Genomic DNA, 16,142 nt, shown 5'->3' with positions numbered 1-16,142 from the left:
AATTTTGGGGCCATAGCTCAGCTGGGAGAGCACCTGCTTTGCACGCAGGGGGTCAGCGGTTCGATCCCGCTTGGCTCCACCATTATTTTATTTGCATGATAATAGAGATATTTAACAATTTAGTATAGAAATAGACTTAAGAGAATAAGTGCAAGCGGTGAATGCCTTGGCATTCAGAGGCGATGAAGGACGTGTTAATCTGCGATAAGCTTCGGTTAGGTGGTAAATGACCTATGATCCGGAGATTTCCGAATGGGGGAACCCAACTAGGACAACCTAGTTACTCACTCGTCATAGAGTGTAGAGCGAACGAGGGGAACTGAAACATCTAAGTACCCTTAGGAAGAGAAATCAATTGAGATTCCCATAGTAGCGGCGAGCGAAGTGGGAAGAGCCTGGTATGATTTAGCATGATATATAGTAGAACAAGTTGGGAAGCTTGACGATAGAGGGTGATAGTCCCGTATACGAAATATACCATGTGGAACTAAGCATACGAACAAGTAGGACGGGGCACGAGAAACCTTGTCTGAATATGGGGGGACCATCCTCCAAGGCTAAATACTACTGAATGACCGATAGTGAACTAGTACCGTGAGGGAAAGGTGAAAAGAACCCTTATAAAGGGAGTGAAATAGAATCTGAAACCGCTTGCATACAAGCAGTAGGAGCATGTGTAGACATGTGACTGCGTACCTTTTGTATAATGGGTCAGCGAGTTACTTTTAGTGGCGAGGATAACTGAATAAGGGATCCGTAGCGAAAGCGAGTCTTAATAGGGCGTATAGTCGCTAGGAGTAGACCCGAAACCGGCGCGATCTATCCATGGCCAGGTTGAAGGTTAGGTAATACTAACTGGAGGACCGAACCCAATAATGTTGCAAAATTATGGGATGAGCTGTGGATCGGAGTGAAAGGCTAATCAAGCACGGAGATAGCTGGTTCTCCCCGAAAACTATTTAGGTAGTGCCTCGTGTATAACTGATTGGGGTAAAGCACTGTTTCGACGATGGGGGTTTTACGACCTTACTGACTCGATGCAAACTCAGAATACGATCAAGTTCAATCACGGGAGACACACTGCGGGTGCTAAGGTCCGTAGTGGAAAGGGAAACAGCCCAGACCGCCAACTAAGGTCCCCAAGTCATAGCTAAGTGGGAAACGAAGTGGGAAGGCCCAGACAGCCAGGAGGTTGGCTTAGAAGCAGCCATCCTTTAAAGAAAGCGTAATAGCTCACTGGTCGAGTCGGCCTGCACGTAAGATTTAACGGGGCTAAGCTATGCACCGAAGTTGCGGATATGTAGATAATATATATGGTAGGGGAGCGTTCTGTAAGCCGATGAAGGTGAATTGAGAAGTTTGCTGGAGGTATCAGAAGTGCGAATGCTGACATGAGTAACGTAAAATAAGTGAGATTCTTATTGGCCGAAAACCTAAGGATTCCTACGCAATGTTAATCAACGTAGGGTAAGCCGGCCCCTAAGGCGTAGCTGAAGAGTGAAGTCGATGGGAAACAGGTTAATATTCCTGTGCCGCTTATATGAACGAAGGAGGGACGGAGAAGGTTAGGTAGGCCTGGCGAATGGTTGTCCAGGTAAAAGTATGTAGGTAGAGATGCTAGGCAAATCCGGCATCTTGTTGATCTGAGGTACGAGACGAAGTCAAACTTGTTTGACGAAGCTATTGATACCAAGCTTCCAGGAAAAGCTTCTAAGTATATTGTATAAGCGACCGTACTCTAAACCGACACTGGTGGGTAAGTAGAGAATACTAAGGCTATGAGATAACTCTGGTGAAGGAACTAGGCAAAATGACACCGTAACTTTGGAAGAAGGTGTGCCCTTGATGGTGATGAGACTTGCTCTCTGAGCTGTTGGGGGTTGCAGATACCAGGTGGCTGCGACTGTTTATCAAAAACACAGCACTCTGCTAAATCGTAAGATGAAGTATAGGGTGTGACGCCTGCCCGGTGCTGGAAGGTTAATTGAAGGGGTTAGCGCAAGCGAAGCTCTGGATCGAAGCCCCAGTAAACGGCGGCCGTAACTATAACGGTCCTAAGGTAGCGAAATTCCTTGTCGGGTAAGTTCCGACCTGCACGAATGGCGTAACGACGGCCACACTGTCTCCACCAGAGACTCAGTGAAATTGAAATCGCAGTGAAGATGCTGTGTACCCGCGGTTAGACGGAAAGACCCCGTGAACCTTTACTACAGCTTTGCACTGGACTTTGAATATTTATGTGTAGGATAGGTGGGAGACTATGATACTTGGTCGCTAGATTAAGTGGAGTCGTCCTTGAAATACCACCCTTGAATATTTGAAGTTCTAACTCAGGAGAAATTCGAGGACAGTGTATGGTGGGTAGTTTGACTGGGGCGGTCTCCTCCTAAAGAGTAACGGAGGAGTACGAAGGTGCACTCGGCATGGTCGGAAATCATGCTAAGAGTATAAAGGCAAAAGTGCGCTTGACTGCGAGAGTGACGGCTCGAGCAGGTACGAAAGTAGGTCTTAGTGATCCGGTGGTCCTGTATGGAAAGGCCATCGCTCAACGGATAAAAGGTACTCCGGGGATAACAGGCTGATTCCTCCCAAGAGTTCATATCGACGGAGGAGTTTGGCACCTCGATGTCGGCTCATCACATCCTGGGGCTGAAGCAGGTCCCAAGGGTATGGCTGTTCGCCATTTAAAGTGGTACGCGAGCTGGGTTCAGAACGTCGTGAGACAGTTCGGTCCCTATCTGCCGTGGGCGTTAGAGATTTGAGAAGAGTTGCTCCTAGTACGAGAGGACCGGAGTGAACGAACCACTGGTGTTCCGGTTGTTTCGCCAGAAGCATTGCCGGGTAGCTACGTTCGGACGGGATAAACGCTGAAAGCATCTAAGCGTGAAGCCTCCTTCAAGATTAGATCTCTCTAGCTATAAGCTAGTAAGGAACGTTGGAGACTACGACGTTGATAGGCTGGGTGTGGAAGTACAGCAATGTATGAAGCTTACCAGTACTAATGATCCGAGAGACTTAAGTCTATTTCTATGCTGAATTGTTAAATATCTTTATGCCCAAAACATAGTTTTGGCGATGATAGCTTGTAGGAACCACCTGATCCCTTTCCGAACTCAGAAGTGAAACTATAACACGCCGATGATAGTCTGGCATTGCCCAGGTGAAAGTAGGTAGTCGCCATCTTTTTCGAATATTAAAGTCTCAACAACAAGAGCAACATATTAAAGCCCCAGTAGATATCCTCTACCGGGGCTTTTTGCGTTTAAAGGGATTTATACTTATAATCACATAGCTTTTTACTTATGTTTAGATACTATTTGCTTGTTGAAGTGTTTTAATTTATCAGATATATTTGAATAGGGTTTATTTCTAGGAATAACTTTAAATTTGTCATATACCTCTTAACTTGATTCAGAAATTTTCTATACTATTTATATGGTTAATTATGTAATGCTTAAACTTAGAAACATCTAAAGCATTATAGCTTTTAAAAGTATAGACTATCAGTCTTAACTTTTTCTCTAACTATAAGAAGTAAGGCATTACTTTTAGCGTCTGAAATATGACTAATCATACTAAATAAAAGGAACTTTGCTATTAGTTCCTATGCCGTATTTTCTGCTATAAATAACTCTATTAGTTTATCTTGCTTGTATGAACTTAATCTAAAAATTATTAATATGTAAATAATTCTACGCTTTAATATTAAAAACTTTTTGAATATTATCTTATAGTTAATACTTTTTCTGATTTATCAAAGGCTATTGATTTACCATCTTTAAGCAATATTTAAATCATGACCAATAATTAATACCACTAAATTATTTTTTCTATAAGTTTTTTAGATAATTTTCTATAAAATCTGCAAAGAGTCTGATTATAGAACCTTTGTTTACTTGTTTATGATACATATAAACAGGTAACTCTGTTTTAAATTCATCAATATCTATTTCAACAAGCAAATCTTTATCTAGTTCATTCTGTACAAAACTATTAGATACCCAGATGATTCCTAGCCCACGTATAGCAGGAATAAGCATACTATCAGTTGTATCTGTTAGGTAGCTAGGATTAATTTGGATTTTTTGATTATATTTGGTGGTCCAGTATAGATTAGGTGTTTCTTTTATATTTACTATACATAAATGATTTTTTAGTTCCTCACATTTACTTGGAGTAGATTTCTTTTTAAGATATCCTGGTGAGGCGAATAGGCTTTGTTTTAAAGAAAACAAATGGGTTTTTATAATATTATTATTTAGTAAGTTAACACTACTAATAGCAATATCAGTGTTTTCATCGAGTACACTATATGGTGAATTTAAATTATTTAATATTACCTGAATTTTTGGGTATTTAATTATAAAATCAGTCGTAATTTCTATTAACTGTATCCTATTTAGCGTTGATGGAGCAGAGATAGCTAGTCTTCCAGAAGGCTCTTTTTTTATTTGGCCTAATGCTTGGTGAGCATTTTTTATACTTTGGGATATTTGTAATGCATACTCAAAAAAAGTTTCACCTGCTTGTGTTAATTTGTTTATCTTAGTGGTTCTTTCAAAAAGTTTTACTTCAAGTTTATTCTCTAACCATTGTATTTGCTTAGTTATTTGCGATGGTGGTAAGTTAAGTGCTCGAGCAGCTTTAGAGAAACTTTTCTGTTTAGCAGTCTGAATAAAGCTTTGCATACAAGTGATATAGTCCATTATTTCCATTCCTGAAATAAATAATTCTAAATTTAAGTATATATTAAAAATCACCAAGTGATAACCTAAATACAATAATGCATTTATAGTTAAATAGAAAGGATAATTGATGGCTAAAAATCTTGAAAATATTAGAACGATTGAACAAATGAGAAAACAGTATCATAAGAAAGTTCCAAAAATGTTTGCAGAATATTGCGATTCTGGATCTTGGACTGAGAGTACTTATCATGATAATGAAAACGATTTTAAAAAATATAAATTTGTGCAACGTATACTTCATGACATAAAGGAACGTTCTCTAGAGACTGAAATCTTAGGTCAAAAGTATAAAATGCCATTAGGTTTAGCTCCTACAGGTCTTTTGGGGATGCAACATGCTGATGGTGAAATTTTAGCGGCTAAAGCTGCTGAAAAATTTGGCATTCCTTATACTATGTCTACACAAGCAATATGCTCTTTAGAAACTGTAGCAAAACAGGTTAATATGCCATTTTGGTTTCAATTATATGTAATGAAAGACCGTAGTTTTATTAGAAAATTAATTAAAAGAGCTAAGGCTGTGAGATGTTCGGCCCTTGTAGTAACAGTAGACCTTCAAATGATAGGAGAGCGTCATGTTGATTTTAAAAATGGATTATCAGCGCCGCCTAAAATCACATTAAAAAATCTAGCAAATATGACAACTAAACCAAAATGGTGTATGAATATGCTTAGAACGCGTAATAAGCATTTTGGTAATATTGTAGGACATGTCGCTAATACTGATATAGTTAATCTGATAATATTATGCTAAAGACGTGAGTAATAGCATCAGATAAATTATCAAAAGAATTATTTACTTTTCTTAAAATTCTTTTAAAATTGGCCCAAATTTTTTCTATAGGATTTAAATCAGGAGAATAAGCAGGAAGGTATAGTATCTGTATATCAAACTTCTCTGCTATTTTAGCCAATTTAGGAGACTTATGAAAACTAGCATTATCCATAACAACAGTAGTCTTTGGAATTAACTCAGGACATAAATGCTCTTCAAACCACTGATTAAAAATTTGAGTATCTGTATATCCAGTATACTCTAGCGGTGCTATAATCTTCTTTTCTAAATAGTTATAACCAGCAACTATACTTTTTCTCTGAGTTTGATAAGCAATAACTTCACCATAGCTAGGTTTACCAACAAGAGACCATCCTCTTAGTACAGACTGTTTATTATCCATACCCATTTCATCTAAATATACAAGTTTGTTAGGTTCAATAGTCTCAACAACCTCTATAAAACTTTGCCTATCTTGTTCTTTTCTTTGCTTATATTTAGGTGTCTTTTTTTAAAACTAAAACCAAGTCTGGTAAGACAATCATAAAATGTGCTTCTAGGTATTTCAGGAGCTAATGCTTCTCTAATATCTAAAGCCATTGCATCTGGATATGTTCTTAAGTAGCTTTCTATCGCTTCCTTATCTGTAAAGGTTGCTACTCTACCGCAACCCAAGCCTTGCTTAGATTTATAATCACCAGTTGTCTCGTATAAGTTTATCCAAGATCTAGTAGTACGGATATCTATATTAAAAAAATTACTTAGCTCTTTGTCTGTTAGGCCTTCTTTATATTTAGTTATTACGATATCTCTGAAATCTTGGCTATATGATGACATTTTTTCTAAATATTATAACATTATTGTCAAATAACTATCGGATTAACTATAGCTTAACTACTTTGAGTAACTGGGTAACAAACCAGTTTGATTTATCATTAAGCTGGGATGATATTGCTTGGATTAAAGATTTATGGCAAGGTCCACTTATTATTAAAGGTATTATGAATGTTGATGAAGCTTATAAAGCTGTCCAGTATGGTGCTGATGCTATTGTCGTATCTAATCATGGAGGACGACAACTTGATGAAACTGTTTCAAGCATTTCTGTTCTTGAAGGTATAACAACAGCTGTTGGTGATAAAATAGAGGTTTTAATTGATAGTGGTATTCGTAGTGGCCAGGATTTATTAAAGGCAAAAGCTTTAGGAGCGAAAGCTGGTTTAATAGGTCGATCATTTATTTATGGGCTAGGTGCTTATGGAGAGCAGGGTGTATCACGTATTTTAGAAATACTTTACGATGAAGCAAATCGAACAATGGGTTTTTGTGGACAAACAGATATTAATTTAGTTGATAAAAATATTTTGGTTAATTAAATTTGTTTTTATCCCTACAACTAAAGTAGTTTTTACGACCCTAACTTTTACAATAAATATTTTTAAATGATTGCTATTTACAGCTAGCAATAAAAGTTATTTCAGTGTAGTTATGCTTCGTACAATGGCTAATATATTTATTAAACTATCAAAAAATAGATGATTTATTTTATTATAAGATTGGTGGAATTTTTTAGAAAATGAAAAGATAAGTTATATTAACTTATATTAATCCTCAAATCTATCTGGACGAAGTGAGCGAACAGCTTTTCCTGCTTGCCATATTTCTTTTTGATGAAGTTCTTGTAACTCTTCTTCTAAAGATTCACGATAGTTGGTTAAACTATTTTTATCGATAGTTCTTTGAGCTTCATTACCATTTTTAACTTCACTATATAGTTCAGCAAATACATTCTTAGTTGCATCTTTAAATTTAGGAGCCCAATCTAAAGCACCACGCTGAGCTGTAGTAGAACAATTTGCAAACATCCAGTCCATACCGTTTTCGCCAACTAGAGGGACTAAAGATTGTGTTAACTCTTCAACAGTTTCATTAAAAGCCTCACTTGGTGAGTGGCCATTAGCACGTAAAACTTCGTATTGAGCTTCGATGATGCCAGCTAGAGCTCCCATTAACACTCCCCTTTCTCCAGTTAAGTCACTATATACCTCTTTTTCAAAAGTTGTTTCGAATAAGTACCCAGATCCAACGCCTATTCCATAAGCAATTGTTCTTTCAAGAGCTTTACCTGTTGCATCTTGGTTTATAGCGTAGCTTGAATTAATTCCTTTTTTATTTAGGAATAATTTTCTAACACTTCTACCAGAGCCTTTAGGTGCAACCAAAGCAACGTCAATATCTGATTGTGGTATGATTTTGGTTTTATCTTTATACGTTACTCCAAAGCCATGAGAGAACATTAATAAATCACCAGCATTTAAGTTTGTTTTGATAGTGTCCCAAGAGTCAATTTGACCAGCATCAGATAGTAAATTAACCACTATAGAGCCCTTTGCAGTAGCCTCTGCAACATTAAATAAAGTTTTACCTGGAACCCATCCATCATTAACTGCTTTATCCCATGATTTTGAATTTGCTCTCTGACCAACAATCACATTAAAGCCATTATCTCTAAGGTTAAGTGCTTGAGCAGGCCCTTGAACTCCATACCCGATTACAGCAATAGTTTCATCTTTAAGAGTTTCTAGAGCTTTGTCTAGTGTAAACTCTTGCTGTGTTACAACTGTTTCCTCTGTGCTGCCAAATTTCATTTTACCCATTTTATTCTCCTTAGTTTTACGCGACTTCTTTAAACTGTTTAGTTGGTTCTTGTTGAGGCACTGTTGTATTAACCACACCAGATTTTGGTATTGTACTAGTAATATTTATGTCAATTACCTCAATGACATTTGCCAGTTTTTTCACTATTTTTTCAATTTTTTCTTGTGTACAGTGTACACCTAAATTGAAATGTGAAATTCCCTTATTTGCTGTTTCAAAAACAGTCAATTGTTCTATGTTCACTCTATTACGAGAGAGAATAGAAGAAATTCTTTGAAGTACACATAAAGTATTTTCTGTATTTATTGTTATGAAATAGATATTTTCTTGCATAATATTATTCCTCTATCCTTAGTTTAGTATTACTTATTGATTCTCCTGCTGGAACCATAGGGAAAACGTTTTCTTGCTTCTCAACCATAATTTCTAGCAAGAAAGAGCCTTTTGAATCAAGGAAAGTATCAATAGCTGCTTTAAGACTATCTCTTTCATTAACTCTCTGTGCTTTTATGCCATATGCATCAGCTAACTTTATAAAATCAGGAGAAGAAATCTCAGTATATGAGTATCTACTTTCAAAGAATAGCTGTTGCCATTGCCGTACCATGCCAAGAAAAGAGTTGTTCAAAATAATTATTTTTACATCAATACCTTCTTGGTTAAGTACAGCAAGTTCTTGTAGATTCATCTGAAAACCACCATCTCCAATTACTGCAATTACAGTTCTGCTATTTCCAACTCCCATTTTTGCACCAATAGCAGCAGGTAGAGCAAATCCCATCGTACCTAATCCACCAGAACTAATATGAGAATTCGTTTTTGCAAATTTATAGTATCTAGCAGTTATCATTTGATGTTGACCAACATCAGATACTATTATAGCTTCACCATTAGTTTTATCTGAGATCATATCGATGACTTCTGCCATTTTAAGTTCACCTTTAATTGGTGAAATTTCTTTATTTATTACAGCTTTGATTTCTTTATCATGCTCAGTAACAAAAGTATCATGCCATTTTTGATGATTGTTGTTTGTGATATAGGGACATAAAGCATCAAGAGCATCTTTAGCATCGGCATTTATGGGGATATCAGCCTCGACATTTTTATTAAGTTCAGATGGGTCAATTTCAATATGAATGATTTTTGCATTTGGCAGGTAACGGTTTAGATCACCTGTAACCCTATCATCAAATCTCATCCCTATGGCTAATACTACATCTGCATCATTACAAAGTATATTTGCAGCATAATTGCCATGCATACCCAGCATTCCCTTATAAAGCTTGTGCTTATATGGGAAGGATGATAACCCTAATAGTGTACAAACCACGGGTAAATTAGCTTTTTCAGCAATTTTTAAAAGAGAATTTTCAGCTCGAGAAATCATTACACCATGGCCTGAAATTATAATTGGCTTTTTAGCATGGTTTATAAGTTCAGAAGCTTTAAGAATACTATCCATATCGATAATAGGTTTACGCAACCACTTACCATGAGGATTGCTCTGAGCCTCAGCATATTCTATCATAGCTGTCTGAGCATCTTTAGAGATATCAATAAGTACAGCCCCTGGTCGACCATTAGAAGCAATTTCAAAAGCTTTTTTTATAATGTAGGGGATTTCATTAGGATCAGTAATTTGGTAGTTCCACTTGGTAGCAGCAACAGACATCCCTATTATATCAGCCTCTTGGAAAGCATCGGTACCTAAAAGAGAACTAAAAACTTGACCTGTAATACAAACTACAGGAATAGAATCAATTTGTGCATCAGCGATACCTGTCAGGAGGTTCGTTGCTCCAGGGCCGGAAGTTGCTAGAGCAACCCCGACTCTCTGAGTAGCTCGGGCATAACCAACAGCTCCATGTATAGCAGCTTGTTCGTGTCTTACTAAAACATGATGAATTTTATCACGTGCCTGATGAAGAGCGTCGTAGGTCGGCATTATTGCACCGCCAGGGTATCCAAAGATGCAATCAACACCTTCAGTCTGTAGAGCTTTTATTAGAGCTTGAGAACCGGTTATTTTCATTCCTATAGGGTACTCCTTTTTTATTTGCTAGGTCATTACAAGTTATACTATTTTAAAATGGTTAACTAAACAGTCTATCAAAGTAAAAATTAAATTTGAATATATTTTTAGTAAAATTTATAAAAAATATATTTTTATGGTGTTTTGTTTATATGAAAATTTAGAAATTGAATTTATTGAAATAGTAAATTAATAGTTTTAAAGTAAATTGTAATTTACTGATGTTCACAATATGATCACAGGTCTGTAACGCAGCCTGTCGATGCAGAGGAGACTGTTCTTGTATAGCGTTTCAGTGTGCCACGTGAAACTTTATCTTGAGGTTTAACCCAGTTAGATTTTCTCTTAGATATTTCGTGATCTGATAATTCTACATTGATGACATTTGTTATAGCATCTATAGTTATTTTATCACCATTTTCAAGTAATCCTAGCATACCACCAACATGAGCTTCTGGTGCGATATGGCCAACAATAAATCCATGTGAACCTCCTGAAAAACGTCCATCAGTAATTAATGCGACATCTTGACCTAGTCCAGCCCCCATAATTAGAGATGTTGGTTTAAGCATTTCTGGCATTCCTGGACCACCTTTGGGACCTTCATAGCGTATTACGATTACATCACCTTTATTTATTTTACCTTTTTCAAATGCAACAACCATATCCTCTTCAGAATTAAAAACATTGGCTATGCCTTTAAATATCTCTCCCTCTTTACCTGTGATTTTAGCTACAGAGCCTTCTGGTGCAACGTTGCCTTTGAGAATTTGCAAATGGCCAGTTTTTTTGATTGGCTTTGTAAGCTTATTTATAATTTTATTATTTTCTGGTAGATCAGCAACTTTCTCTAAATTTTGAGCTAGAGTTTTACCAGTTACAGTTAAACAGTTGCCATGAAGTAGTCCTTCTTTAAGCAACATTTTCATAACAGCAGGAGTCCCACCAATTGCATGTAAATCAGCCATTACATACTGACCACTAGGTTTAAAATCAGCAAGTACTGGGGTTTTATTAGAGATTGTTTGAAAATCATCTATTGTAAGTTTAATATCCATAGAGCTAGCTATTGCTAACAAATGAAGTACAGCATTTGTCGAACCACCCATGACAGTTATTAAAACCATAGCATTTTCAAAAGCTTCTCGTGTCATTATATCTTTGGGTTTTATATCTAGTTCTAATAAGTTCTTTATCACCTCACCAGCTTTATCACATTCTTGAACTTTCTCTACTGAAGTTGCTGGAGTTGAAGAGCTAAATGGTAAACTCATCCCTAGAGCTTCTATTGCACAAGCCATAGTGTTAGCTGTATACATTCCTCCACAAGCACCAGCACCAGGACAAGCTTTTTTTATGGTTTCTTGACGCTCTTGTTCGGAGATATTACCAGATATACAAGCACCATAACTCTGGAAGGCAGTAACTATATCTATGGGTTTGCCTTTCATTATGCCTGCCTGGATAGTTCCACCATAAATTACGAAGCCTGGCCTATTAAGCCTACCTAATGCCATCATACAGCCTGGCATATTTTTATCACAGCCAGGTATAGAAACTAGGCCATCATACCAGTGAGCAGACATTACAGTTTCTATGGAATCTGCAATAAGATCTCTTGATTGCAGAGAGTAGCTCATACCAGCAGTGCCCATAGAGATGCCGTCACTTACTCCAATTGTATTAAATCTCATACCTTTTAAGTCTGCTTTTTCAACGCTATTTTTTACAAACTGAGCTAATTGATTTAAATGCATATTACAAGTATTGCCTTCATACCAGACACTAGCTATACCAATTTGAGATTTATCCATATCAGCATCAGTCATACCTGTACCATAGAGCATTGCTTGTGAAGCTCCTTGAGACTTATCTTTTGTTAGTCTTTTACTATACTTGTTTAATTCTTTTTTCATATTTAAATCCATCCTTATTTTGCTCTATATATAAGCTATATTATAGGCATCTATAAAAGCTTCCACAGAAGCCTGGATAATATCTGGTGACACAGATTTTCCAATACTTTTAATACCATTTTTTTCTAAGCTCATTTCGACATATACGACAGCATCTGCACCTTGTCCACGTATTTTTACTTTATAGTCTGTTAAACTGTAGATAATATCACTTGGGCATGCTTTACGTAGGGCTTTTAATACAGCATCTACAGGACCCACACCTGAGCTAGATGCAAAAAATAATTGGTCATTTACCTCAACAGTCACTTCAGCTTTTGATTTTTGGTCTTGCTCAACATTTACCTTAAAAGATTTAACGTTTAAAATATCTTTACTCTCAGCAGATGCCATTTCAGTAGCATCTTGAATAATATCTTGAATATCTGCTACATAAATAATTTTGCCTTTTGTTAAGAATCTTTTAATAAGATCTCTTACTTTAGTCATAAAAGCTTTATCGTAGTTTGCTCCAAATAAACTATCTAGTGTTTTTTGAGTTTCTTCTAAGGTTGGCATGCTACTAAAAACAATTTTATTTTGGTCTATAAAGAGCATCATTTTATTATCAAAGAAACGGCTGTCATAAAGCTTGTCAAAATCTTTTTCAGTAGGGTAAATTATTGGTGGTTGAATTGCTGACTTGAGGACTACACTTGGATCTTTAAGGCCTTCGCCAGAAAGAACACATACTATAGTTTGGTCTTTTTGTAGTTCACCTAAACCATGTTTTTTATATAAGTGAGCAATCGTTGATGCAGAAGCAAGTTCAACAAAGAGCCCTTCTTTGGTTGAGAGCATATATTGAGCTTCAAGCATTTTTATATCACTTACAGCAGATGCTTGACCTGCTGTGTTATAGATAGCATCAATAGCTTTATCACCATCTATTGGATAAGGGACTGCTATTGCGGTAGCAATTGTATTAGAAAATTTTAATGGCTCAACTCTATTTTTGTTAACACTGAATGCTCTATAGAGGGAGTCAGCACCTGTAGATTGTACCCCAGTTAGCCTTGGGATGTTATTGATAAATCCTAGCTCTTTATACTCACAAAACCCTTTATAATAGGCAGTCATATTTGTACCACACCCAATAGGTATGATTACTTCATCTGGTGTTTGAAAGAGCATCTGATCAATAATTTCAAAAGCCGCAGTTTTTTGCCCTTCGACTCTGAATGCATAATCCCCAGCTAAGAAAAAATCTTTTGATTTTGCTATGTCGTAAGCAAGTTTGGCAGCATCATTATAGCTACCTTTTACTTGTACAATCTTGCCACCATAAGACATAACTTGAGCTAGTTTAGACATTGATACGCCTTCTGGAACTATAATAAAACAAGGCATTTTAGCTGCAGCTGCATAGCAAGCACATGAAGCTGCCATATTTCCAGTTGATGCTAATACTATCCCTTTTGCTCCAAGCTCTTTTGCAATAGTTATATCTATAGCTGAGCCTCTATCTTTAAATGATCCTGTAGGGTTTTTGCCTTCTACTTTAAAATAAAGATTAATACCAAGCTCTTTACCAATAACTTTACTTTTTATTAAAGGCGTAGCATTTTCTCTCAGCGAAACAAATTCTGAAGGGTTGCGTATTGGCATTAATGGAAGATATTTTGTAAGGCAAGGAGAGGCTTGAGTGAAATAGTCTATATTAATTTTGCTACGAATTTTTTCGATGTCCATTTGGATTTCCCAAGGTCGATCCTCGCCCGCAAAAACAAAATTATTAGTAGAGACTTCTTTTTTTGTATAAAAATCAATTATTTTGTACATTTTTCCTTCTTGTGTTTTATAGTTAAATTTAATTATAACGGCATTGTTAAGAACCAATATTTTAAGATATCTATTTATTGTAGACAGATAATATTTTGGTGTAAATATAGTTTTTGCATTAGTCTATAAAGAATCAATATAAATTATTTATCAATGCTCTAAAAAATATTATATAACTACTATTTAATTGATATAATGTTTATTTCTATTAAATTTTAAATATAATGCCAAAATTTAAGAAATCTCTCTTTATTAGCTTTCATGGAGATAATCCAATTGAAACGCAAGAATTTTTTTACCAAAATCGAGAGCAAAGAATATTTCATAAAACACATAAGTCATCTTATTTTGAATATCAAAAATATGCTGATGATTATTATGGCAGAAGTGGGGGGTTATTTCCTAAAGTAGCAACAAAAATAAGAGTAGCAACAGAAAGGAAGCGTAAATCTTTAGCAACTTTAGAAATGCCTTTAGTATCGATTAATTTTCCATATGATGGTAGAGATGAGTATTTTGAGGAGCAAGCTTGGAATATATCTCAAGAAAAAACTAATACACAAATTGCTGAAGAAATGATTGCTAATGAGCTAATTCGGTTAAAACCTCATTCAAGAATATATATAAATGCCCACGGTAATCAATATGATTCGAGTATAACTCAAAGAATCTATGGAATAGAAGAAAAATTTGAAATTAATTATCGTTTATTAGCAAGACTTTTAAATGAGTATATTCCTTATGATGCAAGGTATAATTTACAAATATTCATGCTTGTATGCGATCCATCGAGATTCTCAGCATATTTGATGGATGAATTGGATAGGTATGGTTTTATTAAGACATCAGTTGTTTGCTACGATAGAATATCTGTGTCAATACCTAGTAGACAGTTCGATCTAGAAAATGATACAGCTGTTTTATTAGATTATGGTTCTAATTATAAAATCAGTGGAGAAGGTTCTCTTGATGGCAGCTCTGATAAATTAGTCTATCATAATTATACAGGTCGAGTAGAAAACCATTATTATGATTATTTTAAACAAGAATATTATAGAAATCTAGCTTATTATGATGATCATACTTTAATAGAAGAGCTTGGATTGTTAAAAAGTAAACTGCTTGGTTTTACACAAATGTATATAGATAGATATCAGCAGCGAGGGGATCATGGTATTTTTCATCAGCATGGTGAATCAGGTTTTAATAGAGCAATTAAATTTCAAGATGATTTATTTAATAGAGGAGTATATATTGTTGATGAAGCAATAATAGCTGTGCTTAATATTATCATAGATTTTGTACAGCAAGTTGATGATAACTACTCTGGTAGTATTAATGTTAACGAACATTCTTTATTAACGTATATCCTCACTGCAATAGATGATTTTTATAAATACCAACTTTGCCAAAGTCCTATTTTTCAGGAGTTTTTTTATTATTTAACTGGAAGAAGGCAAACAGAGGCTGAACCTGGAGTTTATGTAGGAATAAGGCGTAGCAAGAGAGTTAGAGAAGATTTTAAAAGACTTCTAGAAAACTTGAGTTTTGAAATGATATATCAATGGTATTCTCTTTCTACTAAAGTTTACTTTGAGGAAGAAAGTTAGTTTCTGTAAAAAATCTAAATTAGCTTGAAAATAACTAAACCGTTGTTATTTAAAAGTTGAAAGACAATAAATACGAATGGTTTAGCAAATGAATTATCATATAAAAGAAGTGCTCTGGTCAAATATTTTAACTTTTTTTAAAGTTACAGAAAGTTACAGAAAGTTATAGGATATAATAATCAAACAATTAGCAGATCAGTTGGAGGAGTAACCACCAAGATTCATGCTATGACTGATGCTTTAGGTAATCCGATCGAAATACTACTATCAGAGGGTAAAATTCATGATAGCAAAGTAGCTATAGACTTACTGCAGAATGTATATAGTACAAAAGTTATATCCTCTGAGACTGTGTTATTCATTGTAAATCAAATACTGATCATACCCTCCAGTTTGGGACACTTAGGTGTTAAGAAAAAGGGTTACCAAAGATATACAAAAGAATTTAAAGATACGGCTGTTAAATTATGTTTACAATCAGATGTAAATAGACGAGAAATAGCAGATAATCTAGGGGTAAAATACAAAACCATTTCAGCATATCTAGGAATGATTAAACTAACTTGTTGACCATGATGA

The 16,142-nt window shown here is 35.5% G+C and carries 9 protein-coding genes, 1 tRNA gene, 2 rRNA genes and 5 pseudogenes; 8 read left to right on the top strand and 9 right to left on the bottom strand.

The genetic code is table 11. The features are described from left to right. The first annotated feature begins 6 nt into the window (after positions 1–6). The 3 genes from ACR0PV_RS10375 (at position 7) to rrf (ending at position 3,183) form a co-directional block, all read left to right on the top strand. Positions 7–82 (top strand) — tRNA-Ala (locus ACR0PV_RS10375). A 52-nt stretch (positions 83–134) separates the two neighbouring features. Continuing rightward, a 23S ribosomal RNA gene (locus tag ACR0PV_RS10370) occupies positions 135–3,023 on the top strand. 45 nt (positions 3,024–3,068) lie between these two features. Continuing rightward, positions 3,069–3,183, top strand: a 5S ribosomal RNA gene (gene rrf / locus ACR0PV_RS10365). A gap of 113 nt (positions 3,184–3,296) precedes the next feature. On the opposite strand, the pseudogene ACR0PV_RS10360 reads toward rrf, so the two are convergent. Continuing rightward, a pseudogene (locus ACR0PV_RS10360) lies at positions 3,297–3,562 on the bottom strand (IS1595 family transposase); the annotation flags it as partial. 268 nt (positions 3,563–3,830) lie between these two features. Beyond that, positions 3,831–4,706, bottom strand: coding sequence for a LysR family transcriptional regulator (locus tag ACR0PV_RS10355; RefSeq protein ID WP_488172975.1), 876 nt, complete (start codon positions 4,704–4,706; stop codon positions 3,831–3,833). Between the two features lie 109 nt (positions 4,707–4,815). Between ACR0PV_RS10355 and ACR0PV_RS10350 the strand changes: the two are divergent. Further along, a pseudogene (locus ACR0PV_RS10350) lies at positions 4,816–5,469 on the top strand (alpha-hydroxy acid oxidase); the annotation flags it as partial. 10 nt (positions 5,470–5,479) lie between these two features. On the opposite strand, the gene ACR0PV_RS10345 reads toward ACR0PV_RS10350, so the two are convergent. Further along, positions 5,480–6,360 (bottom strand): IS630 family transposase gene (locus tag ACR0PV_RS10345; RefSeq protein WP_488172186.1). Its coding sequence is split into 2 segments (ribosomal slippage): positions 5,480–6,036 and positions 6,036–6,360, totalling 882 coding nucleotides; the frame shifts between segments, so codons are not numbered across the junction. Positions 6,361–6,383: 23 nt separating this feature from the next. Here ACR0PV_RS10345 and ACR0PV_RS10340 point away from each other — a divergent pair. Continuing rightward, positions 6,384–6,899 (top strand): annotated as a pseudogene (locus ACR0PV_RS10340) (alpha-hydroxy acid oxidase); the annotation flags it as partial. 228 nt (positions 6,900–7,127) lie between these two features. On the opposite strand, the gene ilvC reads toward ACR0PV_RS10340, so the two are convergent. From ilvC to thrC, 6 genes and pseudogenes are all read right to left on the bottom strand, one after another. Then, on the bottom strand, positions 7,128–8,180 hold the full coding sequence (gene ilvC / locus ACR0PV_RS10335; protein WP_488172974.1) for a ketol-acid reductoisomerase: 1,053 nt from the start codon (positions 8,178–8,180) through the stop codon (positions 7,128–7,130). Between the two features lie 16 nt (positions 8,181–8,196). Then, a complete protein-coding gene (locus ACR0PV_RS10330) occupies positions 8,197–8,514 on the bottom strand; it encodes an ACT domain-containing protein (protein WP_488172973.1) in 318 nt (105 codons plus the stop codon). 4 nt (positions 8,515–8,518) lie between these two features. Then, positions 8,519–10,216 carry a biosynthetic-type acetolactate synthase large subunit gene (ilvB, locus tag ACR0PV_RS10325; protein ID WP_488172972.1) on the bottom strand — a complete coding sequence of 566 codons (1,698 nt, stop codon included), beginning with the start codon at positions 10,214–10,216 and terminating at the stop codon, positions 8,519–8,521. Positions 10,217–10,452: 236 nt separating this feature from the next. Beyond that, complete coding sequence (ilvD, locus tag ACR0PV_RS10320; RefSeq protein ID WP_488172971.1) at positions 10,453–12,132, bottom strand: dihydroxy-acid dehydratase; 1,680 nt, start codon at positions 12,130–12,132, stop codon at positions 10,453–10,455. A gap of 24 nt (positions 12,133–12,156) precedes the next feature. Then, the gene (locus ACR0PV_RS10315) at positions 12,157–12,621 is read right to left on the bottom strand and encodes an alpha-isopropylmalate synthase regulatory domain-containing protein (protein WP_488174001.1); all 465 of its coding nucleotides are present in this window, start codon (positions 12,619–12,621) and stop codon (positions 12,157–12,159) included. 267 nt (positions 12,622–12,888) lie between these two features. After that, positions 12,889–13,779: pseudogene (gene thrC / locus ACR0PV_RS10310) on the bottom strand (threonine synthase); the annotation flags it as partial. A 398-nt stretch (positions 13,780–14,177) separates the two neighbouring features. On the opposite strand from thrC, the gene ACR0PV_RS10305 reads away from it, so the two are divergent. From ACR0PV_RS10305 to ACR0PV_RS10295, 3 genes and pseudogenes are all read left to right on the top strand, one after another. Next, positions 14,178–15,563, top strand: coding sequence for a hypothetical protein (locus ACR0PV_RS10305; protein WP_488172970.1), 1,386 nt, complete (start codon positions 14,178–14,180; stop codon positions 15,561–15,563). 174 nt (positions 15,564–15,737) lie between these two features. Continuing rightward, positions 15,738–15,902 (top strand): annotated as a pseudogene (locus tag ACR0PV_RS10300) (IS5/IS1182 family transposase); the annotation flags it as partial. Between the two features lie 12 nt (positions 15,903–15,914). Then, positions 15,915–16,133 (top strand): transposase, encoded by a 219-nt coding sequence (locus ACR0PV_RS10295; protein WP_488174000.1) that lies wholly within the window; start codon positions 15,915–15,917, stop codon positions 16,131–16,133. Positions 16,134–16,142: the final 9 nt, after the last annotated feature.

This window comes from Francisella sp. AG1 (assembly GCF_057683165.1).
The sequence above is the reverse complement of the archived record's forward strand: the minus strand, read 5'-3'. Positions and strand labels throughout refer to the sequence as shown.

What these genes read in the sequence shown, in the direction of transcription:
- ACR0PV_RS10355 (WP_488172975.1), bottom strand. Translation starts at nt 4,706, where the DNA reads ATGGACTATATCACTTGTATGCAAAGCTTTATTCAGACTGCTAAACAG.
- ilvC (WP_488172974.1), bottom strand. Translation starts at nt 8,180, where the DNA reads ATGGGTAAAATGAAATTTGGCAGCACAGAGGAAACAGTTGTAACACAG.
- ACR0PV_RS10330 (WP_488172973.1), bottom strand. Translation starts at nt 8,514, where the DNA reads ATGCAAGAAAATATCTATTTCATAACAATAAATACAGAAAATACTTTA.
- ilvB (WP_488172972.1), bottom strand. Translation starts at nt 10,216, where the DNA reads ATGAAAATAACCGGTTCTCAAGCTCTAATAAAAGCTCTACAGACTGAA.
- ilvD (WP_488172971.1), bottom strand. Translation starts at nt 12,132, where the DNA reads ATGAAAAAAGAATTAAACAAGTATAGTAAAAGACTAACAAAAGATAAG.
- ACR0PV_RS10315 (WP_488174001.1), bottom strand. Translation starts at nt 12,621, where the DNA reads ATGACTAAAGTAAGAGATCTTATTAAAAGATTCTTAACAAAAGGCAAA.
- ACR0PV_RS10305 (WP_488172970.1), top strand. Translation starts at nt 14,178, where the DNA reads ATGCCAAAATTTAAGAAATCTCTCTTTATTAGCTTTCATGGAGATAAT.